At 56.9% G+C, this 25,535-nt stretch carries 26 protein-coding genes and 1 riboswitch; of the genes, 23 read left to right on the forward strand and 3 right to left on the reverse strand.

Going from position 1 to position 25,535, the window contains the following annotated elements:
• Positions 1-55 precede the first annotated feature (55 nt).
• The 7 genes from corC (at position 56) to rihA (ending at position 7,192) form a co-directional block, all read left to right on the forward strand.
• Positions 56-934, forward strand: a complete 879-nt coding sequence (corC, locus tag ACN28Q_RS05810; RefSeq protein WP_095845476.1) for a CNNM family magnesium/cobalt transport protein CorC — start codon at positions 56-58, stop codon at positions 932-934.
• Positions 935-941: 7 nt separating this feature from the next.
• Positions 942-2,477, forward strand: coding sequence for an apolipoprotein N-acyltransferase (lnt, locus tag ACN28Q_RS05815; protein WP_095845477.1), 1,536 nt, complete (start codon positions 942-944; stop codon positions 2,475-2,477).
• 399 nt (positions 2,478-2,876) lie between these two features.
• The gene (locus tag ACN28Q_RS05820; protein WP_095845478.1) at positions 2,877-3,773 is read left to right on the forward strand and encodes an amino acid ABC transporter substrate-binding protein; all 897 of its coding nucleotides are present in this window, start codon (positions 2,877-2,879) and stop codon (positions 3,771-3,773) included.
• A gap of 218 nt (positions 3,774-3,991) precedes the next feature.
• Positions 3,992-4,732, forward strand: coding sequence for an amino acid ABC transporter permease (locus ACN28Q_RS05825; protein WP_095845479.1), 741 nt, complete (start codon positions 3,992-3,994; stop codon positions 4,730-4,732).
• Entirely contained in the window at positions 4,732-5,406 is a 675-nt protein-coding gene (gene gltK / locus ACN28Q_RS05830; RefSeq protein WP_095845480.1) for a glutamate/aspartate ABC transporter permease GltK, read from the forward strand. The genes ACN28Q_RS05825 and gltK overlap by 1 nt, the downstream gene beginning before the upstream one ends.
• Positions 5,406-6,131: an amino acid ABC transporter ATP-binding protein gene (locus ACN28Q_RS05835; protein ID WP_095845481.1), complete on the forward strand. Its 726-nt coding sequence runs from the start codon at positions 5,406-5,408 to the stop codon at positions 6,129-6,131. Before gltK ends, ACN28Q_RS05835 begins: the two co-directional genes overlap by 1 nt.
• A 128-nt stretch (positions 6,132-6,259) precedes the next feature.
• On the forward strand, positions 6,260-7,192 hold the full coding sequence (gene rihA / locus ACN28Q_RS05840; protein WP_095845482.1) for a pyrimidine-specific ribonucleoside hydrolase RihA: 933 nt from the start codon (positions 6,260-6,262) through the stop codon (positions 7,190-7,192).
• A gap of 540 nt (positions 7,193-7,732) precedes the next feature.
• Here rihA and ACN28Q_RS05845 read toward each other — a convergent pair.
• On the reverse strand, positions 7,733-8,215 hold the full coding sequence (locus ACN28Q_RS05845) for a zinc ribbon-containing protein (RefSeq protein WP_095845483.1): 483 nt from the start codon (positions 8,213-8,215) through the stop codon (positions 7,733-7,735).
• A 318-nt stretch (positions 8,216-8,533) separates the two neighbouring features.
• Between ACN28Q_RS05845 and leuS the strand changes: the two genes are divergently transcribed.
• The 14 genes from leuS (at position 8,534) to lipA (ending at position 22,839) form a co-directional block, all read left to right on the forward strand.
• Complete coding sequence (gene leuS / locus ACN28Q_RS05850; protein WP_095845484.1) at positions 8,534-11,116, forward strand: leucine--tRNA ligase; 2,583 nt, start codon at positions 8,534-8,536, stop codon at positions 11,114-11,116.
• A 13-nt stretch (positions 11,117-11,129) separates the two neighbouring features.
• Positions 11,130-11,684: an LPS assembly lipoprotein LptE gene (lptE, locus tag ACN28Q_RS05855; protein ID WP_095845485.1), complete on the forward strand. Its 555-nt coding sequence runs from the start codon at positions 11,130-11,132 to the stop codon at positions 11,682-11,684.
• A complete protein-coding gene (gene holA / locus ACN28Q_RS05860; protein WP_095845486.1) occupies positions 11,681-12,712 on the forward strand; it encodes a DNA polymerase III subunit delta in 1,032 nt (343 codons plus the stop codon). The genes lptE and holA overlap by 4 nt, the downstream gene beginning before the upstream one ends.
• Positions 12,705-13,367 (forward strand): nicotinate-nucleotide adenylyltransferase, encoded by a 663-nt coding sequence (gene nadD, locus ACN28Q_RS05865; RefSeq protein WP_095845487.1) that lies wholly within the window; start codon positions 12,705-12,707, stop codon positions 13,365-13,367. The genes holA and nadD overlap by 8 nt, the downstream gene beginning before the upstream one ends.
• 174 nt (positions 13,368-13,541) lie before the next feature.
• Positions 13,542-13,859, forward strand: a complete 318-nt coding sequence (gene rsfS, locus ACN28Q_RS05870; protein WP_095845488.1) for a ribosome silencing factor — start codon at positions 13,542-13,544, stop codon at positions 13,857-13,859.
• Positions 13,860-13,862: 3 nt separating this feature from the next.
• Complete coding sequence (gene rlmH, locus ACN28Q_RS05875) at positions 13,863-14,333, forward strand: 23S rRNA (pseudouridine(1915)-N(3))-methyltransferase RlmH (protein ID WP_095845489.1); 471 nt, start codon at positions 13,863-13,865, stop codon at positions 14,331-14,333.
• Between the two features lie 37 nt (positions 14,334-14,370).
• Positions 14,371-16,266 (forward strand): peptidoglycan DD-transpeptidase MrdA, encoded by a 1,896-nt coding sequence (mrdA, locus tag ACN28Q_RS05880; protein WP_095845490.1) that lies wholly within the window; start codon positions 14,371-14,373, stop codon positions 16,264-16,266.
• Between the two features lie 6 nt (positions 16,267-16,272).
• Positions 16,273-17,385, forward strand: a complete 1,113-nt coding sequence (mrdB, locus tag ACN28Q_RS05885) for a peptidoglycan glycosyltransferase MrdB (protein ID WP_095845491.1) — start codon at positions 16,273-16,275, stop codon at positions 17,383-17,385.
• A gap of 10 nt (positions 17,386-17,395) precedes the next feature.
• On the forward strand, positions 17,396-18,451 hold the full coding sequence (rlpA, locus tag ACN28Q_RS05890) for an endolytic peptidoglycan transglycosylase RlpA (RefSeq protein WP_095845492.1): 1,056 nt from the start codon (positions 17,396-17,398) through the stop codon (positions 18,449-18,451).
• 179 nt (positions 18,452-18,630) lie between these two features.
• Positions 18,631-19,842: a D-alanyl-D-alanine carboxypeptidase DacA gene (dacA, locus tag ACN28Q_RS05895; RefSeq protein WP_095845493.1), complete on the forward strand. Its 1,212-nt coding sequence runs from the start codon at positions 18,631-18,633 to the stop codon at positions 19,840-19,842.
• A 125-nt stretch (positions 19,843-19,967) separates the two neighbouring features.
• Positions 19,968-20,231, forward strand: coding sequence for a DUF493 family protein YbeD (gene ybeD / locus ACN28Q_RS05900; protein WP_095845494.1), 264 nt, complete (start codon positions 19,968-19,970; stop codon positions 20,229-20,231).
• 83 nt (positions 20,232-20,314) lie between these two features.
• Complete coding sequence (gene lipB / locus ACN28Q_RS05905; RefSeq protein ID WP_095845495.1) at positions 20,315-20,983, forward strand: lipoyl(octanoyl) transferase LipB; 669 nt, start codon at positions 20,315-20,317, stop codon at positions 20,981-20,983.
• 127 nt (positions 20,984-21,110) lie between these two features.
• On the forward strand, positions 21,111-21,614 hold the full coding sequence (locus ACN28Q_RS05910; RefSeq protein ID WP_095845496.1) for a DUF1543 domain-containing protein: 504 nt from the start codon (positions 21,111-21,113) through the stop codon (positions 21,612-21,614).
• Positions 21,615-21,873: 259 nt separating this feature from the next.
• Positions 21,874-22,839 carry a lipoyl synthase gene (gene lipA / locus ACN28Q_RS05915; protein WP_095845497.1) on the forward strand — a complete coding sequence of 322 codons (966 nt, stop codon included), beginning with the start codon at positions 21,874-21,876 and terminating at the stop codon, positions 22,837-22,839.
• A gap of 101 nt (positions 22,840-22,940) precedes the next feature.
• On the opposite strand, the gene tatA is transcribed toward lipA, so the two are convergent.
• Positions 22,941-23,147 (reverse strand): Sec-independent protein translocase subunit TatA, encoded by a 207-nt coding sequence (gene tatA / locus ACN28Q_RS05920; RefSeq protein ID WP_095845498.1) that lies wholly within the window; start codon positions 23,145-23,147, stop codon positions 22,941-22,943.
• Positions 23,148-23,388: 241 nt separating this feature from the next.
• Positions 23,389-23,451: riboswitch (Fluoride riboswitch) on the forward strand.
• A 79-nt stretch (positions 23,452-23,530) separates the two neighbouring features.
• Between tatA and crcB the strand changes: the two genes are divergently transcribed.
• Positions 23,531-23,914: a fluoride efflux transporter CrcB gene (gene crcB / locus ACN28Q_RS05925; RefSeq protein ID WP_095845499.1), complete on the forward strand. Its 384-nt coding sequence runs from the start codon at positions 23,531-23,533 to the stop codon at positions 23,912-23,914.
• 59 nt (positions 23,915-23,973) lie between these two features.
• Positions 23,974-25,167 (forward strand): multidrug effflux MFS transporter, encoded by a 1,194-nt coding sequence (locus tag ACN28Q_RS05930; RefSeq protein WP_095845500.1) that lies wholly within the window; start codon positions 23,974-23,976, stop codon positions 25,165-25,167.
• A gap of 61 nt (positions 25,168-25,228) precedes the next feature.
• Here ACN28Q_RS05930 and cspE read toward each other — a convergent pair whose 3' ends face one another.
• A complete protein-coding gene (gene cspE, locus ACN28Q_RS05935; protein WP_004940030.1) occupies positions 25,229-25,438 on the reverse strand; it encodes a transcription antiterminator/RNA stability regulator CspE in 210 nt (69 codons plus the stop codon).
• Positions 25,439-25,535 lie beyond the last annotated feature (97 nt).

Genomic DNA, 25,535 nt, shown 5'->3' on the forward strand with positions numbered 1-25,535 from the left:
TGGGGCAACGCCCGGCTTTCTCTACTCTGACATGAGTGATATTAACTAAAACGCCATGAGCGACGACCATTCACAAAGCAATGACAGCCCCAGTCCCAAGAAGGGGTTCTTTACTCTTATCCTTAATCAGCTGTTCCACGGCGAACCTAAAAACCGTGGCGATCTGGTAGAGCTGATCCGTGATTCCGAACAAAACGATCTGATCGATCCCGATACCCGCGACATGCTGGAAGGCGTGATGGATATCGCCGAACAGCGCGTGCGCGATATCATGATCCCTCGCTCCCAGATGGTAACGCTGAAACGCAACCAGACGCTCGAAGAATGCCTGGACGTGATTATCGAATCCGCTCACTCACGCTTTCCGGTGATCAGCGAAGACAGGGATCACATCGAAGGCATTCTGATGGCCAAGGACTTACTGCCCTTCATGCGCACCGACTCCGAACCGTTCAGCATTGATAAAGTGCTGCGTACCGCAGTGGTGGTGCCTGAAAGCAAGCGCGTTGACCGGATGCTGAAAGAATTTCGTTCCCAGCGTTATCACATGGCTATCGTCATTGACGAGTTTGGCGGCGTTTCCGGCCTGGTCACCATCGAAGATATTCTGGAACTGATCGTCGGCGAGATCGAAGACGAATATGACGATGAAGAAGATGTGGATATTCGCCAGCTTAGCCGCCACATGTATACCGTGCGTGCGCTGACCGATATCGAAGACTTCAACGAGACCTTCGGCACCCATTTCAGCGATGAGGAAGTCGATACCATCGGCGGCCTGATTATGCAGGCGTTCGGCCACCTGCCGGCGCGTGGGGAAACCATTGAAATTGAAGGTTACCAATTTAAAGTGGCGATGGCGGATAGTCGACGTATCATCCAGGTTCATGTAAAAATTCCGGACGACTCCCCGCAACCGCAACTGGAAGATTAAATTTCACATGGCTAAAGCCTCTCTACTTGAACGCCAGCGGGTTCGCGCCCTGCTGGCGCTGTTGTCTGGTGCCTGCGGCACGTTGGCCTTCTCGCCGTATGATTTCTGGCCTGCCGCCATCGTCGCCCTGTTTGGCCTGCTGGCCGTCACCCTGTCCCGCTCGCCCCGGCAAGCGGCCCTGCTTGGTTTTATCTGGGGGCTGGGGCTGTTCGGCAGCGGCGTCAACTGGGTTTACGTCAGCATCGCCGATTTCGGCGGCATGCCGTTTGCCGTCAATATCTTCCTGGTGGCGCTGCTGGCGGCCTATCTGTCGTTATACACCGGCCTGTTCGCCGGGCTGTTGGCGCGCCTCTGGCCGCGTACCAGCCTCTGGCGGCTGGCGCTCGCCGCGCCGGCCCTGTGGCAGCTTACCGAATTCCTGCGCGGCTGGGTGTTGACCGGTTTCCCTTGGCTGCAGTTTGGCTACAGCCAAATCAATGGGCCGCTGAAAGGCGTGGCACCATTGTTGGGGGTTGAGGGGATTACCTTTATTCTGGTGTCGCTCAGCGGGGTGCTGGTTTATGCCTGCAACCAACGGCGGCTCATCCCGGCGCTCGTCGCCGCCGCCATGCTGTTGCTGCCCTGGCCGCTGCGCCAGTTGCAGTGGTTTACTCCACAGCCGGAAAAAGCCGTCAACATCGCCATGGTGCAGGGCAACATCGCCCAGTCAATGAAGTGGGATCCGCAGGCGCTGGTCAGCACGCTGCAAACCTACCTCGACGAAACCCGCCCCCTGATGGGCAAAACGCCGATCATCATCTGGCCGGAATCGGCTATCCCGGATTACGAAGCCGCGCAGAATGGTTTTCTGACCATGGTGGACGATCTGATGCGGGCGAAAAACAGCAGCCTGGTGACCGGCATTGTCGATGTGCGGGCCACGCCGCAAGGCAACCAGATCTTCAACAGCGCCATTGTGCTCGGCGAACCAACGCCATACCGTTATCCGGCGCAAAACCGCTACGATAAGCACCATCTGGTCCCCTTCGGCGAGTTTGTGCCGCTGGAAACCCTGCTGCGGCCGCTGGCGCCGTTCTTTGATTTGCCGATGTCATCTTTCAGCCGCGGCGGCTACGTGCAGCCAGCGTTGAGCGTGCGGGGGCTCAAGCTAACGGCGGCGATTTGCTATGAAATTGTGCTGGGCCAACAGGTGCGCGATAACTTCCGCCCGGATACCGACTTCCTGCTGACCATCTCCAACGACGCCTGGTTCGGCCATTCGATCGGCCCGTGGCAGCATTTCCAGATGGCGCGCATGCGCGCATTGGAATTGGGCCGCCCGCTGTTGCGCAGCACTAACAACGGTATCACCGCCGCCGTCGGGCCAACCGGCGAGGTGATGGCCAGTATCCCGCAGTTCACCCGTGGCGTACTGGCCGTCAACGTGACCCCCACCCGCGGCATCACGCCCTATGCCCGTTTTGGTGCAATGCCCGTCTGGATCATCACCGCGCTGCTGGGCGCGCTAGCGCTGATCGCCGGCTGGCGCCGCGGCAAACGTTAACCCGCAGGCAGGCACAGCGCACTGTGCCTGCCATCCGCAAATCCGCCTGCGAAGGCACCTGCAGGCGACTCCCTCCCCCGTACAACCAGCAAGGCTGGCACACTCCTTGCTTTAGTTATCTCGTGATTTATCGCAGGTTTACTTTTGGTGACATTTAACGGCCGATTAGCACAATGCCGGAGCATAGCATGCACTTTATTGGTGCCAAGCGCCTTTTATGCATTAATTTGGTGCGTTTGATGTCGCAAAAAACGAAACATTTTAGTTTCAATCTGTTCACAATCGACTATTTTCAAACGGTAATCTGTTCCGGGGCTATCTTTATAACAGAGCAAAAAGCAACCGTTTAAACTTGGCGCGTTTTAGCCAAAGCCATCACAACAGCAAAGGAGTTGGACCATGCAAATGCGTAAATTGGCGTTATCGTTACTGCTGATCGGTATGGCAAGTAGCGTCGCCCATGCGGAAGAGCTGACCGGTACGCTTAAAAAGATTAAAGACAACGGCGTGATTGTTGTTGGTCACCGCGAATCGTCAGTACCTTTCTCCTATTACGACAACCAACAGAAAGTGGTGGGCTACTCCCAGGAGTATTCCAACCTGATCGTTGATGCCATCAAGAAAGAGCTGAACGAACCCAACCTGCAGGTGAAAATGCTGCCTATCACCTCGCAAAACCGTATCCCGCTGCTGCAAAACGGCACTTACGACTACGAGTGCGGTTCCACCACCAACAACCTGGAGCGCCAGCAACAGGCGGCATTCTCCAATACCATCTTTGAGATCGGTACCCGCCTGTTGGTGAGAAAAGGCTCCGACATCAAAGACTTTAAAGACCTGGCCGGCAAAACCGTGGTCGTTACCTCGGGCACCACCTCTGAAATTCTGCTGAACAAGCTGAATGACAACGACAAAATGAAGATGCGCATTATCAGCGCCAAAGATCATGGCGACTCTTTCCGTACGCTGGAAAGCAGCCGTGCTGTTGCCTTCATGATGGATGACGCCCTGCTGGCCGGTGAACGTGCAAAAGCGAAAAAACCGGGTGACTGGGTGATCGTCGGCACGCCGCAATCCAAAGAAGCCTATGGCTGTATGTTGCGCAAAGACGATCCGCAGTTCAAAAAGCTGGTTGATGACACCATCGCCCAGGCGCAAACCTCCGGTGAAGCCGCCAAATGGTTTGATAAATGGTTCCAACAACCGATTCCACCAAAAAACCTTAACATGAATTTCGAACTGTCCGACGACATGAAACAGCTGTTCAAAGCGCCTAACGATAAAGCAGTTCAGTAAGTTGAAAAACAGCGCCGGCCAGGCCAAAACCTGGCCGGCCTGGTTGATGGCTGGGACAGACAGGCAGCGGGGGGCCGTTCCCCTCCCGCTTCTCCCCGTTTTACTCACTATCGGCATTTCGCCAATAAGCCAGGAAAACCAAACTGGCGGCAAAAGGCCAAAAATACTGAAAGTCATCAATGTTTGGGGTGCTCTGTACCCGCTTAACGGAGTTTTTTATGTCAATAGATTGGAACTGGGGTATCTTCCTGCAGCAGGCCCCGTTTGGGAATACCACCTACCTTGGCTGGCTGTGGTCCGGCTTTCAGGTGACGGTAGCTCTCTCCATCTGTGCTTGGATCATCGCTTTTTTTGTCGGTTCTCTGTTCGGTATTCTGCGAACCGTGCCTAACCGCTTTCTTTCTTCCCTGGGTACCTGTTACGTGGAGCTGTTCCGTAACGTACCGTTGATTGTGCAATTCTTTATCTGGTATCTGGTGGTTCCTGAACTGCTGCCGGTGGATATCGGCATGTGGTTTAAAACCGAGATCGACCCCAACACGCAGTTCTTCGTTTGCTCAACCGTCTGCCTGGGGCTGTTTACCGCAGCACGCGTGTGCGAACAGGTTCGCGCCGCCATTCAGTCATTGCCGCGCGGCCAGAAAGCCGCCGGGCTCGCCATGGGCCTGACGTTGCCGCAAACCTACCGTTATGTGCTGCTGCCGAACGCCTACCGCGTTATCGTGCCGCCCATTACCTCTGAAATGCTGAACCTGGTGAAAAACTCCGCCATCGCCTCAACGATCGGGCTGGTGGATATGGCCGCCCAGGCCAATAAGTTGCTCGATTACTCCGCGCACGCCTATGAATCCTTTACTGCAATCACGCTGGCTTATATCGGCATTAACGCCGTCATTATGATAATCATGCGTTTCGTCGAACAGAAAGTGCGGTTGCCAGGCAACATGGGGAGTAAATAATGTACGAATTTGATTGGGGTTCCATTGTCCCAAGCTTCCCTTACCTGTTACAGGGGCTGGGCGTCACGCTGAAAATTACCGTTACGGCGGTGATTTTCGGTATCATCTGGGGCACGATTCTGGCGGTGATGCGTTTGTCGCCGATTAAGCCGATCAGTTGGTTCGCGATGCTGTACGTCAACCTGTTCCGCTCCGTGCCCCTGGTGATGGTGCTGCTGTGGTTCTACCTGGTGGTGCCGAGCTTTTTGCAACAGGTTCTGGGACTGTCGCCGAAAACCGATATTCGCCTGATTTCGGCTATGGTAGCCTTTTCCCTGTTTGAAGCGGCTTATTATTCGGAAATTATCCGTGCCGGTATCCAGAGCATCTCCCGTGGCCAATCTTCAGCCGCCCTGGCGCTGGGTATGACCCATTGGCAATCGATGCAACTGGTTATCCTGCCGCAGGCATTCCGCGCCATGGTGCCGCTGCTGCTGACGCAGGGCATCGTGCTATTCCAGGATACCTCACTGGTGTATGTGCTGAGCCTGGCGGATTTCTTCCGTACCGCCACGACGATTGGCGAGCGCGACGGCACGCAGGTTGAAATGATCCTGTTCGTCGGTCTCGTCTATTTTGTTATCAGCCTTGCCGCCTCGGCGTTGGTAAGCTATTTGAAGAAAAGGACAGTTTGATGATTTCCCTGAAAAACGTTTCTAAATGGTATGGCCACTTTCAGGTGCTGACTGATTGCTCCACGGAAGTAAAAAAAGGTGAGGTAGTCGTCGTCTGCGGTCCTTCCGGCTCGGGCAAGTCTACCCTGATTAAAACCGTCAATGGCCTGGAGCCGATTCAGAAAGGGGAAATCCTGGTGAACGGCACGCAGGTGAACGATAAAAAAACCAACCTGGCGCATCTGCGTTCCAAGGTCGGCATGGTATTCCAGCATTTCGAACTGTTCCCGCACCTGTCGATCATCGAAAACCTGATCCTGGCGCAGGTGAAGGTTCTCAAACGCGATAAGGCCGCCGCACGCGACAAGGGCCTGAAGCTGCTGCAGCGCGTTGGCCTGTCGTCGCATGCGGATAAGTACCCGGCGCAACTTTCCGGCGGCCAGCAACAGCGTGTGGCGATTGCGCGCGCGCTGTGTATGGATCCTATCGCCATGCTGTTCGACGAACCCACTTCGGCACTGGATCCGGAAATGATCAACGAAGTGCTGGACGTAATGGTTGAGCTGGCGCAGGAAGGCATGACCATGATGGTGGTCACCCACGAAATGGGCTTTGCCCGCAAAGTGGCGCACCGCGTGATCTTTATGGACGAAGGCAAAATCGTCGAAGACCGTAAAAAAGATGATTTCTTCACTAACCCGGAATCTGACCGCGCCAAAGATTTCCTGGCGAAAATCCTGCACTGATCGTCCTCTTCAAGCGCCCCTTGCGGGGCGCTTGCTTTCGTTATGTTGCCCAAACCAGATTGAGGAAGAGAAACGCCGTGCCCATCAGCGCTATGCTGCTGAGGTAACCCCGGCCAAGGAGATAACAGATGCCCCGCCCTATTATTATCGATTGCGATCCCGGCCTTGATGACGCCATTGCCCTGGCGATGGCGTTGCGTTCACCCACGCTGGATGTAAAAGCCGTCACCACCTCCGCCGGCAACCAAACGCCGGAAAAAACGCTGCACAATACCCTCGGCTTGCTGACGCTGATGCAGCGCACGGATATTCCCGTCGCCGCCGGCGCGGACAAACCGCTGATGCGCGAACTGGTGATCGCCGAGCATGTCCATGGAAAAACCGGCATGGGCAATACTCACCTGCCGACGCCGGGCTGCAGCCCGGTAAAGCAGAGCGCAGTAGAGCTGATCGCCAGCCTGCTGCGCAGCGCGCCGGTGCCGATAACGCTGGTGGTTACCGGCCCGATGACCAATATAGCCCTGCTGCTGGCCCAGCATAGCGAACTGAAGCCGCGCATCGAGCAGATTGTGTTTATGGGCGGCGGGATACACGCCGGCAACGCCACGCCGGTGGCGGAATTTAATATTTATGTGGATCCGGAAGCCGCCGAAATCGTCCTGCAGTCTGGCGTTCCGCTGGTGATGGCCGGCCTTAACGTGACCCATCAGGCGCTGGTGTTGCCGCAAGAAGCCGAACGCATCCGCACCATCGGCAACCCGGTCGCCACGGCGGTGGCTGAAATGCTGGATTTCTATCTGCCGCTTTATCTTCAGCACCCGCGCGGCCTGCCGGGCGCCGCCATGCACGATCCCTGCACCATCGCCTGGCTGCTGGCGCCGGAACTGTTCAACAGCCGCCAGCTGTGGGTGGGGGTGGAAACCAAGGGAGAGTATACCCTGGGCCAGACAGTAGCGGATGAGTTCCAGCAAAACGGCAAGCCGGCCAATGTGGAAGTCTTGACGCATATCGATCGCGCCGGCTTTGTGGATTTACTGGTGGAGTGCGTTTCTCGTTATTGAACCGGCTTCCCCTCACCCTAGCCCTCTCCCCAAGGGAGAGGGAACTGAACCGTGCAACTACCTACCCACCGAGAGAGGGAACCAGCCTTAAGCTCATTTACCCCCTCACCCTAACCCTCTCCCCAAGGGAGAGGGAACTGGACCGTGCGACTCCCTACCCACCGAGAGAGGGAGCCAGCCTTAAGCTCATTTTCCCCCTCACCCTAGCCCTCTCCCCAAGGAAGAGGGAACTGAACCGTGCGACTACCTAACCACCGAGAGAGGGAACCGGCCTTAAACTCATTTTCCCCCTCACCCTCTCCCCAAGGGTGAGGAAACCGAACCGTGCGACTACCTACCCACCGATAGAAGGAACCGGCCTTAAGCTCATTTGCCCCCTCACCCTAGCCCTCTCCCCAAGGGAGAGGGAACCGGCCGGTGCGACGATACATGCCGCAGAACAGCCATCACTTTAGCTTCGCCAGACGAGTTTTAGTCACCCCACCAGCCCACAACGCCGGGCTGCTCCCTCTCCCTCCGGGAGAGGGTTGGGGTGAGGGCTCAAGGCTCAAACGGCCGCCTCTGGAACTGGTCATGCCCGCATTTTGGGCAGAGCGGCAACACCTCCGGCGTGTAAAAAGCCAGATGATAATGGCATTTCTCACACACCAGATTGCCCAGCCCGACCACCTCGCCGCTGTGATAAACCCCGTGGTGGCTCACGTCTTTGAACACTTCCCGCCACTCAAGCTGGGTTTTATCGGTGATATCCGCCAACTCCTGCCACAGGCTCTCTTTAATCACCCGCATAAAAACGCTGTCGGTAAAATCTTCCTGGTTCTCGCCATAGCTTCTGGCGAACTCTTCCAGATCGCGCCGGACGGCCTGGGTAAGCTGTGCGATCTCGGTACGTGTCATATCCCCGGCGGCGTTCAGCCGCTGTTCGGCGCTGGCGACCAATGCATCGATATCACGTTCCCCCGCCTTCAAACGTTCTGTGAGTGATGACAGCAATTCCCGGTAATGCTCAGTTACCTTGTTCATAGTCTCTCCTCGTGAAGCGATGCGACAGGATGTCTTCCTACGTTACCCCCTACCATTTTAGCCGTAAATTACTGATGTCACTCGCTTGCGGCGCAATTGTACAAATGTGAACCCGATCGTAGCGGGGATTTTTAAATCCGGCGGCTCGGAAACGCTTAGTGTTGTTGCCAAGAGCCCTTATCAGCTATGCTATGCGGATCTATCTATAAACCAAAAGCTACGGATTTATACCCGATGGGCTTCAAGGCGCGGCCAGTCAGGCTGCGTGCGCGAAGGCAGAAGGTATAGTGTTTTACACCTATAGGACCACCAGCCGCCATGCAAGAGCAATACCGTCCAGAAGACATAGAGCCGAACGTACAGCTTCACTGGCAAGAGAAGCAAACATTCAAAGTTACCGAAGATTCCAGCAAGGAAAAGTATTACTGCCTGTCGATGCTGCCGTACCCATCCGGGCGTCTGCACATGGGGCACGTGCGTAACTACACTATCGGTGACGTCATCTCGCGCTACCAGCGTATGCTGGGTAAAAACGTGCTGCAGCCGATTGGCTGGGATGCATTCGGTCTACCGGCGGAAGGTGCTGCGGTAAAACACAATACGGCGCCGGCGCCGTGGACTTACGACAACATCGAATACATGAAGAACCAGCTGAAACTGCTGGGCTTCGGCTATGACTGGGATCGCGAGATCGCCACCTGCAAACCCGACTATTACCGCTGGGAACAGTGGTTCTTCACCAAGCTGTATGAAAAAGGCCTGGTTTACAAGAAAACCTCTGCGGTGAACTGGTGCCCGCACGATCTGACCGTGCTGGCCAACGAACAGGTTATCGACGGCTGCTGCTGGCGCTGTGACACCAAGGTCGAGCGCAAAGAAATCCCACAGTGGTTCATCAAAATCACCGCTTACGCCGATCAACTGCTCAACGATCTGGACACGCTTGAAAGCTGGCCGGAGCAGGTGAAAACCATGCAGCGCAACTGGATTGGCCGCTCCGAAGGGGTTGAAATCACCTTTGATGTCGCCAGCAGCGATGAGAAAGTAACGGTTTACACCACCCGCCCGGATACCTTTATGGGCGCCACCTACGTGGCCGTTGCCGCCGGCCACCCGCTGGCGCAGCAGGGTGCGGCAAACAACCCGGAACTGGCCGCCTTCATCGAAGAGTGCCGCAATACCAAGGTTGCCGAAGCTGAAATGGCCACCATGGAGAAAAAAGGCATGGCCACCGGCCTGTATGCCATCCATCCGCTGAACGGTGAAAAGCTGCCGATCTGGGTAGCCAACTTCGTGCTGATGGAATACGGCACCGGCGCGGTCATGGCGGTTCCTGCCCATGACCAGCGCGACTGGGAGTTCGCCAGCAAATATGGCCTGACCATCAAACCCGTGATCCGTAATCTGGACGGCAGCGCGCCGGACGTCAGCCAGGCGGCGATGACCGATAAAGGCACGCTGTTCAACTCCGGCGAGTTCGATGGGCTGGATCACGAAGCCGGCTTTAACGCCATCGCCGATAAACTGGTGGCGCAGGGCGTGGGCCAACGCAAGGTTAACTACCGCCTGCGTGACTGGGGCGTTTCCCGCCAGCGTTACTGGGGCGCGCCGATCCCGATGGTCACGCTGGAAGACGGTACCGTAATACCGACGCCGGAAGATCAACTGCCGGTGATCCTGCCTGAAGACGTGGTGATGGACGGCATCACCAGCCCGATCAAAGCCGATCCAGAATGGGCGAAAACCACCGTCAACGGGCAGCCTGCGCTGCGTGAAACCGATACCTTCGACACCTTTATGGAGTCCTCCTGGTACTATGCGCGTTACACCTGCCCACAGTACGACAAAGGTATGCTCGATCCGGCCGCGGCCAACTACTGGCTGCCGGTGGATCAGTACGTGGGCGGTATCGAACACGCGATCATGCACCTGATGTATTTCCGTTTCTTCCACAAGCTGATGCGCGACGCCGGCCTGGTGGATTCCGACGAGCCGGCCAAACGCCTGTTGTGTCAGGGGATGGTGCTGGCGGATGCCTTCTACTACACCGGCAACAGCGGCGAACGCATTTGGGTTTCCCCGGTTGATGTGACCGTCGAGCGCGATGACAAAGGCCGTATCGTCAAAGCGACCGATAAGCAGGGCCGTGAAGTGGTCTATGCCGGCATGAGCAAAATGTCGAAGTCGAAAAATAACGGCATCGACCCACAAGAGATGGTAGAAAAATACGGTGCGGACACCGTGCGCCTGTTCATGATGTTCGCCTCACCGGCGGAAATGACCCTTGAATGGCAGGAATCCGGCGTCGAAGGGGCAAACCGCTTCCTGAAACGCGTCTGGAAACTGGCTTACGATCACACCGGTAACGGTGCCGTTCAGGCATTGGACGTTGCCGCGCTGGATGAAGATCAGAAAGCGCTGCGCCGCGATCTGCACAAAACCATCGCCAAAGTGACCGACGATATCGGCCGCCGCCAGACCTTCAACACCGCTATCGCAGCGATTATGGAGCTGATGAACAAGCTGGGCCGTGCGCCGCTGGAAAGCGCACAGGATCGCGCCCTGATGCAAGAAGCGCTGCTGGCCGTGGTGCGCATGCTGTATCCGTTCACGCCACACTTCAGCTTCAACCTGTGGCAGGCGCTGGGCGGCGAAGGCGATATCGACACCGCGCCGTGGCCTGTGGCTGATGAAGCCGCGATGGTTGAAGACTCCAAACTGGTGGTGGTACAGGTTAACGGTAAAGTCCGCGCCAGAATCACCGTGCCGGCCGATGCAACCGAACAGCAGGTACGCGAACGCGCTGCAGAGGAACATCTGGTGGCGAAATATCTGGAAGGGGTTGCCGTGCGTAAGGTGATCTATATTCCAGGCAAACTGCTTAACCTGGTTGTGGGTTAAACAAGGAGGCGTTGTGCGACATCGTATTATCACGTTGTTGCTGGGGTTGGCGGTGCTGGTCACCGCCGGCTGTGGTTTCCACCTGCGCGGCACCACGCAGATCCCGGCTGAAATGAAAACCATGCTGCTGGACAGCTACGATCCTTACGGGCCGCTAACCCGCGCCGTGCGTGAGCAACTGCGCCTGAACGATGTAACCATTGTCAAAGACGCGATGCGCAAGGATATTCCTTCCCTGCGCATCACGGGCTCCACCGTGGGCCAGGATACGGTTTCCATCTTCCAGGATGGGAAAACCGCGGAATACCAGTTGGTGATGAATGTCCACGCTCAGGTGTTGATCCCTGGCCACGATGTTTATCCGCTCAGCGTTAGCGTGTTCCGCTCTTTCTTCGATAACCCGCTGACCGCGCTGGCGAAAGATTCCGAGCAGGAAATCATCCTGCAGGAAATGCGTGAGCAGGCCGCTCAGCAGCTGGTGCGTAAACTGTTGTCGGTGCATGCCGCCGAGGAAGACGCTCAGCATAAGGCCGCCGCTAACAAAGCGGAAAGCCGCGTAGCCCAATGACCCGCCTCTATCCAGAACAACTTGCCGCGCAACTCCGTGAGGGGTTGCGCGCTTGTTATGTGTTAAGCGGAAATGAACCGCTGCTGCTGCAGGAAAGCCAGGATGTAATCCGCCAGGCGGCGCAGCAGCAACAGTTCAGCGAGCATTACAGCATCACGCTCGATCCCCACACCGACTGGGGCGCTATTTTTAACCTGTGCCAGTCAATGAGCCTGTTCGCCAGCCGCCAGACGCTGCTGCTGATCTTCCCGGATAGCGGCCCAACGGCGCCGATCGGCGAACAACTGGTCAAACTGGCCGGGCTACTGCACGATGACATTCTGCTGATCCTGCGTGGCCCGCGCCTGACCAAGGCGCAGGAGAACAGCGCCTGGTTCAAGGCGCTGGCGCCCAAGGGCGCATACGTGGTCTGCCAAACGCCGGAGCAGGCGCAGTTGCCACGCTGGGTCGCCGCGCGCGCCAAAGCCATGGGGCTGGCGCTCGACGATGCCGCCAATCAACTGCTGTGCTATTGCTATGAAGGCAACCTGCTGGCGCTGGCGCAGGCGCTGGAACGCCTGGCACTGCTGTACCCAGACGGCAAACTGCCGCTGCCCCGCGTTGAGCAGGCGGTGAACGACGCCGCCCACTTCACCCCCTATCACTGGCTGGATGCCCTGCTGGCGGGGAAAAGCAAACGCGCCTGGCATATCCTGCGCCAGTTGCAGCAGGAAGACGCCGAACCGGCGATCCTGCTGCGCACCCTGCAGCGTGAATTACTGCTGTTATTGACGCTGCAGCGGCGCATGGCGACCACGCCGTTGCGCACGCTGTTCGATCAGCACAAAGTGTGGCAGAACCGCCGCAACCTGATCACCCAGGCGCTGCAGCGCCTGTCCGGGGCCCAGTTGCAACAGGCCGTGCACCTGCTGGCGCAGGTAGAACTGACCCTAAAGCAGGACTATGGTCAGACCGTCTGGCCGGAATTGGAAACCCTGTCGATGCTGCTGTGCGGCAAACCTTTGGCCACGAGTCTTTCTGATGTCTGATAACGCAGAACCTATCACCACGCTGCACGCCCTATTCGGCGGCACGTTTGATCCGATCCACTACGGCCACCTGCGCCCGGTTGAAGCGCTGGCGGAAGAAGTCGGGCTGAAACAGGTTACGCTATTGCCAAACCATGTGCCGCCGCACCGGCCGCAGCCGGAAGCCAATGCCCGGCAGCGTTTGAAAATGGTCGAACTGGCGATCGCCGATAACCCGCTGTTCACCGTTGACGATCGCGAACTGCACCGCACCACCCCTTCCTATACCATCGAAACGCTGGAAGCGATCCGTAAAGAACGCGGCGCGGCCCAACCGCTGGCGTTTATTATCGGCCAGGACTCATTGCTGACATTGCACAAGTGGCACCGCTGGCAGGATCTGTTAACCTACTGTCATCTGCTGGTGCTGGCGCGCCCGGGCTACCGCGACCACATGGATACGCCGGCGCTGCAACAGTGGCTGGAACAACACCAGGTGACGGACAGCGCCTTATTGCGCCAACGGCCGCAGGGCGCCATCTATCTGGCGGACACACCATTGCTGGATATTTCCGCCACCGAGATCCGCGATCGGCGGCACCAGGGCATCAGTTGTGACGATCTGCTGCCCCGCTCGGTGCAACGCTATATCGAGTTGCAGGGTTTATATCGTTAGCCAAAGGTGCATGCTATACTGCGCCGCTATTTTTCCGGTAACGGCTGGAAGCCCTGGCAACACTGGCTCGCCCACGTCTAACGGCAGCGTTCTGCCGATTACCATGAATATTGGCCGTACGCGGGTGATTGCCCGCCTACGCTGAATGAACAAAAAACACCAGAGGGGGAACCTTTGCAAGGTAAAGCGCTCCAAGACTTCGTCATCGATAAGATTGATGACCTGAAAGGCCAAGACATAATTGCTCTGAACGTTCAGGGTAAATCCAGCATCACCGACTGCATGATCATCTGCACCGGTAACTCCAGCCGCCATGTGATGTCCATTGCCGATCACGTTGTACAGGAATCCCGCGCTGCCGGCTTGATCCCTCTGGGGGTAGAAGGCCAGAGTATTTCTGACTGGGTGGTCGTGGATCTGGGCGATGTGATCGTGCACGTGATGCAGGAAGACAGCCGCCGCCTGTATGAACTGGAAAAGCTCTGGAGTTAAACGGTGAAATTGCAACTGGTCGCCGTCGGCACCAAAATGCCGGACTGGGTGCACACCGGCTTTATGGATTACCTGCACCGCTTTCCCAAAGATATGCCGTTTGAGCTGACCGAGATCCCGGCGGGCAAACGCGGCAAAAATGCCGATATCAAACGCATACTGGAAAAGGAAGGCGAGCAAATGTTGGCCGCCGTCGGCAAGGGCAACCGCATCGTCACGCTGGATATCCCCGGCACCCCGTGGGAAACGCCGCAGTTGGCGCAGCAGCTTGAGCGTTGGAAGCAGGATGGCCGCAATGTCAGCCTGTTGATCGGCGGCCCGGAAGGGTTGGCGCCTGCCTGCAAGGCCGCGGCAGAGCAAAGCTGGTCGCTGTCGCCGCTGACGCTGCCCCACCCGTTAGTGCGCGTACTGGTTGCCGAAAGCCTGTACCGCGCCTGGAGCATAACAACAAATCATCCTTATCATCGGGAATAACCGGTGATGACAGTGACAGAGTGAATAAAGCAGCGGGATGAAAATAGAACGCAACCCTTTTCGCGACTATACGGCTGAATCAGCCCTGTTTGTACGCCGCGCCCTGGTGGCGTTCTTTGTCATTCTGGTGCTGACAGGCACTCTGATCGCCAATCTGTACAACCTGCAGATCCTGCGCTTTGAAGATTACCGTACCCGTTCCAACGAGAACCGCATCAAGCTGGTGCCGATCGCGCCCAGCCGCGGCATTATTTACGATCGCAACGGCACCCCGCTGGCACTTAACCGCACCATCTATCAGCTAGAACTGATGCCGGAAAAGGTCGACGATCTGAAAGCCACCTTGCAGGCGCTGCGGCCCATTGTCGATCTTACCGATGAAGACATCGCCAACTTTGAAAAAGAGCGCAAACGCTCGCGCCGCTTTGTTTCCATCCCGGTAAAAACGGCGCTCACCGAAGTGCAGGTCGCGCGCTTTGCCGTCAACCAGTTCCGCTTCCCCGGCGTTGAGGTGAAGGGCTACCAGCGCCGCTATTACCCTTACGGCTCGGCGCTCACCCACGTCATCGGCTACGTATCGAAAATTAACGATCGCGACGTGGAACGGCTGGATAAAGACGGCAAGCTGGCCAATTACGCCGCCACGCATGACATCGGCAAACTGGGCATTGAACGCTATTACGAAGACGTGTTGCATGGTAAAACCGGCTATGAAGAAGTCGAGGTGAATAACCGCGGCCGGGTCATCCGCCAGTTGCATGAACAGCCGCCTTCCGCCGGGCAGGATATTTACCTGACGCTGGATCTCAACCTGCAGCGTTATATTGAACAGCTGCTGGTGAACAGCCGCGCGGCAGTGGTGGTGAGCGATCCACGCACCGGCGGTATTCTGGCGCTGGTCTCCACGCCAAGCTACGATCCCAACCTGTTTGTGGACGGCATATCGAGCAAGGAATACCAGGGGTTGCTGAACGATCCAAACCGCCCGCTGATCAACCGCGCCACGCAGGGGGTCTATCCGCCGGCTTCCACGGTGAAACCCTATATCTCCGTCTCGGCGCTCAGCGCCGGGGTGATCACCAAAAATACCGTGGTGTTCGATCCCGGCTGGTGGCAGTTGCCCGGCTCTGAAAAACGCTTCCGCGACTGGAAAAAATGGGGCCACGGCCGCCTTAACGTGACCAAAGCGCTGGAAGAGTCCGCCGATACCTTCTTCTACCAGGTTGCCTACGACATGGGCATCGATCGTCTGTCCGAGTGGCTGACCAAATTCGGCTACGGGCAATACACCGGCATCGATCTGTCCGAAGAGCGCTCCGGGCTGATGCCGACGCGTGAATGGAAGTTTAAGCGCTTCAAGAAACCGTGGTATCAGGGGGACACCATCCCGGTGGGCATCGGCCAGGGCTACTGGACCGCCACCCCGATCCAAATGTCCAAAGCGCTGAATACGCTGATTAACGACGGCAGTGTCAAGGTGCCGCACTTGCTGCAGGCCACCCGGGTCAACGGCGAACAGGTGCCCTATGCCCAGGAACAGCATACGCAGATTGGCGACATTCACTCCGGCTTCTGGGAAATCGCCAAAGACGGTATGTACGGCGTGGCCAACCGGCCTAACGGCACGGCGCGCAAGTATTTTGAAGGCACACCGTACAAAGCCGCGGCAAAATCGGGTACCGCACAGGTATTCGGCTATGAAACCTATAACGCACATAAGCTGGCGGAGCACCTGCGCGATCACAAGCTGATGACCGCCTTTGCACCTTACGATAACCCGACAGTATCAGTCGCCATTATTCTGGAAAACGGCGGTTCTGGCCCGGCGGTGGGTACCATCACCCGCCAGATCCTCGACCACATCCTGCTGGGCGATAACAATACGCAACTACCGGTCGCGGCGCCTGTCCCGCCCGGTACAGAAGGTGACTAACGGATCATGACTGACAGTCAACAAAAAGGCACGATCTGGACCAAAATCCATATCGACCCCACGTTTCTCCTGTTCATCCTGGCGCTGCTGGTATACAGCGCCTTTGTGATGTGGAGCGCCAGCGGCCAGGATATCGGCATGATGGAGCGAAAAATCGGCCAGATCCTGATGGGGCTGATTGTGATGGCGGTCATGGCGCAGATCCCGCCCAGGGTATATGAAAGCTGGGCGCCCTATTTGTATATCTTTTGCGTTTTCCTGCTGATTCTGGTCGATGCCTTCGGCCAGATCAGTAAGGGCGCGCAGCGCTGGCTGGATCTGGGCTTCGTGCGCTTTCAGCCTTCGGAAATTGCCAAAATCGCCGTGCCGCTTATGGTCGCGCGCTTTATGAACCGTGACGTTTGCCCGCCGTCGCTGAAAAACACCGGTATTGCGCTGGTGCTGATTTTCCTGCCCACCCTGTTGGTGGCCGCCCAGCCCGATCTCGGCACCGCGATCCTGATCGCCGCCTCCGGCCTGTTCGTGCTGTTCCTCTCCGGCATGAGTTGGAAACTGATCGCCGTTGCCGCCCTGCTGGTGGCCGCGTTTGTCCCGGTGCTGTGGTTTTTCCTGATGCATGATTATCAGCGCGCGCGCGTGATGATGCTGCTCGATCCGGAAAGCGATCCGCTCGGCGCCGGCTACCACATTATCCAGTCGAAAATCGCCATCGGCTCCGGCGGCCTGTCGGGCAAAGGCTGGCTGCACGGCACCCAATCCCAATTAGAATTTTTGCCTGAACGCCATACCGACTTTATCTTCGCCGTGCTGGCGGAAGAGCTCGGCCTGATTGGCGTTCTGGTACTGCTGGCGCTGTACCTGCTGGTTATCCTGCGCGGCCTGATCATTGCGGCCAAGGCGCAGACAACCTTCGGCCGCGTGATGGTGGGCGGCCTGATGCTGATTCTCTTCGTCTATGTGTTTGTTAACATTGGTATGGTCAGTGGCATTTTACCGGTAGTTGGCGTACCTTTGCCTCTGGTGAGCTACGGCGGTTCGGCGCTGATTGTGCTGATGGCTGGGTTCGGCATCGTGATGTCGATCCACACGCATCGGAAAATGCTGTCTAAAAGTTTATAAGAGGTGTGCAATGCGTAAGGAATGGCTAGGGGTCGTGGTATCGGCAATGCTGCTTGCAGCCTGTACCACCACGACCACAGAACAGCAGGCGCCGCCGCAGCCATACAACGGGCCGGTGGTGGAAATCGGCGGCGTGGAGCCTCACTATGAACCCTATAACCCTGGCACGCTGCAGGATTATAAGGTTAATGGCGACACTTACCGTATCATCAAAGATCCACAAAACTTCAGCCAAAGCGGCCTGGCCTCGTGGTATGGCGAAGAAGCCAACGGCAACAGCACCGCCATCGGCGAACAGTTTGATCCCAACGCCTTAACGGCTGCACACCCAACGTTGCCAATCCCAAGCTACGTGCGCGTCACCAACCTGGCCAACGGCCGCCAACTGGTGGTGCGGGTTAACGATCGCGGGCCTTATACCCCAGGGCGGATTATCGATTTGTCCAAGGCGGCGGCCGAGCGCCTCAACCTGTCCAATAACACCAAAGTGAAGGTTGATTTCATCAACGTCGCTCCGGATGGCACGCTGAGCGGCCCAGGCACCATCGGCACCGTGGTCGCCAAACAAAGCTATGCGCTGCCCGCCCGCCCAGACCTGGGCAGCAGCGCCATGGGCACCCCAATGCAACAGGAAACGCCCGTGGCTGACAACACCGCCGTACGCCCGATAGACAACAGCACCCTGAACGGCGGCAACAGCCGCAGCGGCTTCCTGGGGGCGCCAAGCGCCCTGCCGGCAGGCGTGCTGGAAAGCGCCGAGCCGCAACCGGCTCCTGTAAGCAGCCCAGCACCGGCAGCCGCGGCCGCACCGGTGGCAGCCCCGGCGGTGAGCAACAGCACCGGCGGCTATGTCGTGCAGGTTGGCGCATTGAGCAACGCAGAGCGGGCGCAAGCCTGGCAGCAAAAGCTGAGCCAGCAGTTCGGCGTGCCCGGCAAGGTTTCCGCCAGCGGTGCGATGTACCGCGTCCAGATGGGGCCATTTAGCAGCCGCCAACAGGCCGAACAACTGCAGCAACGGCTCGCCTCGCAAGCCCAGCAGCAATCATTTATTACCGCCGCACCCTGAATCAAGATGCCCGGCAGGCCACCGGCCCAGCAAACCGTTATTTAGCTGAAACATTTTCTTGCAGCTAAAACGGGGAAACCCCAACGCTGCTGCACGAATGCCTGATGCCTGCCGGGATCCCATCTGTTATAGTGTGGCTCGTTTTTTCACTTACTTTCACGGATGTCGTAGTCCCGATCATGAAACATTTAACTTCTTTTCGCTTAATCAAGAGCATAGCGCTCGGCACCGTTATCGCGATGAGCGCCTCTTCCGTTGCGCAGGCTGATGACGTTAACCTTAAAACCATGATCCCGGGTGTTCCCCAGATTGACGCGGCATCGTATATCCTGATCGATTACAACTCCGGTAAAGTGCTGGCCGAATCCAACGCCGATGCCCGGCGCGATCCTGCCAGCCTGACCAAAATGATGACCAGTTATGTCATCGGCCAGGCGCTGAAGTCCGGCAAAATCGGCCAGGATGACGTCGTCTCCATCGGCCAGGATGCCTGGGCGACCGGTAACCCCGTGTTCAAAGGCTCTTCGCTGATGTTCCTCAAACCCGGCGATCGCGTACCGGTCTCTAAACTGATCCGCGGCATCAATCTGCAATCCGGTAACGATGCCTGCGTGGCCATGGCCGACTACGTCGCCGGCAGCCAGGATTCGTTCGTTAACCTGATGAACACCTACGTTAAACAGCTGGGCCTGCAGAACACCCACTTCCAGACCGTGCACGGCCTGGATGCAGAAGGCCAATTCAGCTCTGCGCGCGATATGGCGCTGATCGGCCAGGCGTTGATCCGCGACGTGCCGGATGAATACGCCATCTATAAAGAGAAAGAGTTCACCTTCAACAATATCCGCCAGATGAACCGTAACGGCCTGCTGTGGGATACCAGCCTGAATGTGGATGGCATCAAAACCGGCCACACGGAGGCCGCGGGCTACAACCTGGTCGCCTCCGCGACCGAAGGCCAAATGCGCCTGATCTCCGCAGTATTAGGCGGGCGCACCTTCAAAGGCCGCGAAACCGAGAGCAAAAAGCTGCTGACCTGGGGCTTCCGCTTCTTCGAAACCGTCGCACCGCTGAAGGCCGGCAAAGAATTCGCCTCCGAGCCGGTATGGTTCGGCGACAGCGATCGCGTGGAGCTGGGGGTGGATAAAGATGTCTACCTGACAATCCCACGCGGCCGCATGAAAGATCTGAAAGCCAGCTATGTGCTGAACAACACCGAAATCCACGCGCCGTTGGCGAAAAACCAGGTGGTTGGCAGCATCAACTTCCAGTTGGACGGCAAGACGATTGATCAGCGCCCGCTGGTGGTGCTTAACGAAGTGAAAGAAGGCGGGTTCTTCAGCCGCATCGTGGATTACATCAAGCTGATGTTCCACCACTGGTTCGGCTAAGCCTTGAAAACGGCTGTTTTGCCCCCATCTACTGATTAACATTAACTCCCGCCTGGTCGGGAGTTATAATTTTTAGCATCCCCAACTGTCACCACCACCGTGGCGGCACCCTTTCTGGAGCGCACATGAAAACTAAACTGAACGAACTGCTCGAATTCCCTTGCACATTCACCTACAAGGTAATGGGCCTGGCACAACCCGAGTTGGTAGACCAGGTGGTTGAAGTGGTGCAGCGCCATGCTCCCGGGGATTACACCCCGCAGGTTAAACCGAGCAGCAAAGGCAACTACCATTCCGTTTCCATCACCATCACCGCGACCCATATCGATCAGGTGGAAACGCTGTACGAAGAGTTGGGCAACATCGAAATTGTCCGCATGGTGCTGTAAAGCCCCGGCAGGTAGCCCGCCTTGGGCTGCTTGCCGCGCGCACGTAAAGATCATACTTACCCGATGCGAGACATAGCCCGACGATGAGCCACTTGCAACACGATACGATCATTTTGCGCCAACTGGGGTTGCAACCGTATGAGCCGGTTTCCCAGGCGATGCACAACTTTGCCGACCGCCGCAATGCCGATACCCCCGACGAACTGTGGCTGGTGCAACACCACCCGGTGTTCACCCAGGGGCAGGCAGGCAAAGCGGAACACCTGCTGGTGCCCGGGGATATCCCGGTTATCCAAAGCGATCGCGGCGGCCAGGTCACCTATCACGGGCCGGGCCAACAAGTGATGTATGTGATGATCGATCTCAAGCGCAACAAGCTTGGCGTGCGCCAGTTGGTCACGCACATTGAAAACGCCATTATCAATACGCTGGCCCATTTCGACATTGTGGCGCACGCACGGCCGGATGCGCCCGGCGTGTACGTGGGCGACAGCAAAATCTGCTCGCTGGGGTTACGCATCCGCAAAGGCGGTTCATTTCACGGCCTGGCGTTAAATGTGGCGATGGATCTCAGCCCGTTTCTGCGCATCAACCCTTGTGGCTATGCCGGCATGCAGATGACGCAGATCAGCGCGCTGGCGGCAGGCGTTGGGCTGGATGATGTTCATCCGGTGCTGGTGAAAGCATTCGCGCATCTTCTCGGCTATCAGAAAATCGAACCGCGCACGTGGCACTTGGCCGACTACCAGTAACCCCGCAGCACGCAAAACAGGCGGGCCGCCTGTTTTCATCCTCCACTTTTCATACCCACCCGCTTTGTATACCATTACTCGTTATATAGTAATTAATATATCGATACCCAATGGAGAGCGTAACTGCATGAATTTTTATATGTTCTATATCGGCGGCAACGCAGGCAAATCGAATATCGAAGTGCACGACGTGCAATTCGCCGCCGTTGAAAAACCCGAAGATGCCTACCCCTTGCTGCGTGAGGCCTGGTTTGGCGATAAAAATAAAATCCATCTCGACGGTTACACCCAACTGACCTGGGCGGATGGCTATGATATTCGCTTGTCTACCGAGCCTTACCCGGGCAGCCAAAAGCTCTATTTCGTCAACGTCGGCGGCTATAGCCCAGACACACTGGCGGAACTGCATGAATTCGATCTGTTCGTTGCTGAAACCCCCGCCGTCGCCAAACAAAAAGCGCTTGCTGCATTGCTCTCAGGGGCGGCGCACCAACATAAAGATAATCTGAAAGACGTGGATGATTGTCTGCTGCTGGAAAAAGTCGGGAAGTTCTATTTACACTTGGTTGAAAACCCAAACGGCCAGCCGGCAAAACCGCATTGGCAGGGCTACTTACCGATAGGCGAATAACATTTACCGCTGCGCCGCCGGCATCAAGGCGGCGCAATGCCCAACCGGCACGGGTGACAGGCGTCACGGCAGAAAACCGGACGTAAAGGCGCACAAAACAGCAGGATGAATGGCCCGAGATCGTGATACAAGAGGGGCTGAATGGATCACAGTAAAAGTGGTATAGTATCACCAGAATTTTACTATTTTTTTACTGCTGCTTTTATTTTACTGATTTTGATAGATAAAAGCCGTTTTTGTAACTGGAACCTGCACGACTATGAGTAAACCAATTCAGATGGAACGCGGCGTTAAATACCGCGATGCCGATAAAATGGCGCTGATCCCGATAAAAACGGTGGTCACTGAACGGCAGGAGCTGTTACGTAAACCCGAATGGATGAAAATTAAACTCCCGGCCGATTCGTCGCGTATCCAGGGTATCAAAGCAGCCATGCGCAAAAATGGCCTGCATTCGGTCTGCGAAGAAGCCTCCTGCCCTAACCTGTCTGAATGCTTCAACCACGGCACGGCAACCTTCATGATCCTGGGCGCCATCTGCACCCGCCGCTGCCCATTCTGCGACGTGGCGCACGGGCGCCCGGTCGCCCCGGATAACAACGAGCCGGAAAAACTGGCGCAAACCATCGCCGATATGGCCCTGCGCTACGTGGTGATCACCTCCGTTGACCGCGACGACCTGCGCGACGGCGGTGCCCAACACTTTGCCGACTGTATCACCGCAATCCGCGCCAAAAGCCCGAACATCAAGATCGAAACCCTGGTGCCAGACTTCCGTGGCCGTATGGACCGCGCGCTGGATATCCTGAACGCCAGCCCGCCGGACGTATTCAACCACAACCTGGAAAACGTGCCGCGCGTCTACCGCCAGGTGCGCCCAGGCGCAAACTATGAATGGTCACTGAGCCTGCTGGAACGGTTCAAAGCACTGCATCCGGAAATCCCAACCAAATCCGGCCTGATGGTTGGCCTGGGTGAGACCAATAAAGAAATCGTTGAAGTAATGCGTGACCTGCGCCGCCACGGCGTCACCATGCTGACGCTGGGCCAATACCTGCAGCCAAGCCGCCACCACCTGCCGGTGCAGCGCTACGTCAGCCCAGCCGAGTTCGACGAGATGAAAGAAGAAGCGCTGGCGATGGGGTTCACCCATGCAGCATGCGGCCCGTTTGTTCGTTCCTCTTACCATGCGGATCTGCAGGCAAAAGGGATCGAAGTGAAATAAACAAACGTAATGTTTTGTTACGTTTCACGCAGCAAAAACACAAAAACGGATGCCCAGATGGGCCATCCGTTTTTTATTGCCGGGAGGAAATGGCGAACGCGTTAGATATCTTTCTTCTCAACGCCGGGCTGTGCTGACGTATTCTCAGCGCTATTTTGTGCCGTTGTCGAATCATCGCCGACCGCTTTTTTAAAGCCTTTCAGCGCCGCGCCCAGATCCGCACCCAGGGTGCGCAGTTTGCTGGTGCCGAACAGCAACACCACCAACACCGCAATAACCAGAAGTTTGGTAATACTGATACCTTCCATACTCACCTTCTTTTATTCATTATAGCTGCCTGCGGCAGCGAGAAAACAAACCTTGCCTGCTGTTATTTAGCGGCTTTCAGCCGGGTAAAACAACAGCAACATGTAACAGAGTGAGATCGTATGCGCCTGGCGGAACCGGTAAAACGTGGGGCCAATGCCGGCCGCCCACCTCTTTTGCAGCTGCCTCTACAAAAACGGCCGCGCCCAGTGTAAAATCGCTGCGCCAGGGTGGAAAACCGCGCTGGCGAACGGAGATGGCATTCCTCCATAACCGCCTTAACCGGCTGATGATGTCTACGTAACCTCTCAGAGAGGTGCGTAGCGTCGCGCCCGGGCCTTTCTGAGTGACTTTCCCCTATCTGTTATGAAAGGTTGTTTTGATCATGTTTAACGCTTTTTTGGCTGTATTTATTGGTGGTGGTTTAGGCAGCGCACTGCGCTGGGCAATGAACGTGAAGTTGAACCCGCTCCATGCCCACATCCCACTGGGCACATTGGCCGTGAACCTGGTCGGCTGTTTTATTATCGGCCTGGCGATGGCGTTGTTTATGCGCATGAACACGGCCGATCCCACGCTGAAGCTGTTAATCACGACGGGGTTTTGCGGCGGTTTGACCACCTTTTCCGCCTTTTCCTTTGAAGTCGTTTATCTGCTGCAGGACGGCCGTTTTGCCTGGGCGCTGGCCAACGTTGCGCTCAACCTGCTCGGCTCACTGGCCATGACGTTGCTGGCATTCCTGCTGATAAGTTGGATCGGCGGGCGCTAACCCGCTTTCCAACGGGTGCACTACAATTTAGCCATCATCACTACTTAGGTAACCATCACATGGTCAAACAAACCGTCCGGCAACGCCTGCTGTATGCCGTTATTTTAGGCTTATTGGCCGCACTTGGCCCACTGTGCACCGATCTTTACCTTCCTGCCATGCCGGAAATCGCCAGCGAACTGCAGACATCCACCGCCGCCGCCCAGTTGAGCCTGACCGCCGGGCTGCTGGGGCTTGGGGCGGGGCAGTTAATCTTCGGGCCATACAGCGACAAACTCGGCCGTATGCGCCCCCTGCTGATTTCCCTGCTGCTGTTACTGGCCACCTCGTTGTGGTGCGCGCTGGCTCCCAGTATTGAACAGTTGCTGATTGCCAGATTGCTGCAGGGGGTGGCCGGCGCCGGCGGTGCGGTCATCTCACGCGCCGTCGCACGCGATCTGTACACCGGCCATGAATTGACGCGCTTTTTTGCCCTGTTGATGCTGATCAACGGCCTGGCGCCGATTATCGCCCCGGTGATGGGCGGCGTTATGCTGCAGTTTCTCGACTGGCGCGGCATCTTCTCCTCGCTGGCGATCATTGCCCTGGCGCTGTTTACCCTAACCGCCTTCAAGCTGCAAGAAACCCTGCCCACGGAACGGCGCAGCCAGGGGGGCATTATGGCGATGCTGCTCTCCCTCGGCGGGCTTGCCAAACAGCGCCAGTTTATGGGCCTGTGCCTGACACAGGGTTTTACCCTGGCGGGGATGTTCGCTTACATCGGCGCCTCGCCGTTTGTACTACAGCAAATCTATGGCCTTAGCCCACAGGCATTTAGCCTGTGTTTTGCGGTTAACGGCATCGGCCTGATTATCGCCTCCCAACTGACGGCGCGCATCAGCGCCCTGTGGGGGGAATGGCGCGTGCTGAAGGGCGGCCTGGCGTTAGCGGCCGTGGCATCGTTACTGTTGCTGCTGGCAAGCCTCCTGCATACCTCGCTGACGCTGCTGCTGGTAACGCTGTTCTTCTCCGTGGCGGCCATTGGCGTGGTCGGCCCCACGGCATCATCACTGGCGATGCAGTCCCAAAGCGAAAACGCAGGCAGCGCTTCAGCGCTGATCGGGGTGTGCATGTTCGCCCTTGGCGCCTGCAGCGTGCCGCTAACCGGGCTAGGCGGCACCTCTAGCATTTCGATGGCGCTCACTATCGTCGGCTGCTATTTTATTGCGATATTACTGTTTGTCTTCATGGCGCGCCGCCGCACGCAGCCGTGATCGCCAGGCGATAAAAAACCCGCGCAAAGGCGCGGGTTTTAAGAAAATCAGCTGCGATAGCTTAGATAGCGGTAACGTTGGCAGCAGACGGGCCTTTGGCGCCGTTAGTGATTTCAAACTCTACACGCTGGCCTTCGGCAAGGGTTTTGAAACCGTTGCTGACAATGGCGGAGAAATGAACGAAAACGTCTTTGCTGCCATCTTCAGGGGTGATGAAACCGAAGCCTTTGGATTCATTAAACCACTTAACGCTACCTTTAATCTTGGACATCAAACTTACCTTTAACGTGAATGTAAGACACAAAACGTGTGTCAAATACAGTACAGCAATTAGATCGGATTTTGTCCACTATCGGGATCACATAAAA

The organism is Gibbsiella quercinecans (genome assembly GCF_002291425.1).
GTDB classification, from domain to species: Bacteria; Pseudomonadota; Gammaproteobacteria; order Enterobacterales; family Enterobacteriaceae; genus Gibbsiella; species Gibbsiella quercinecans.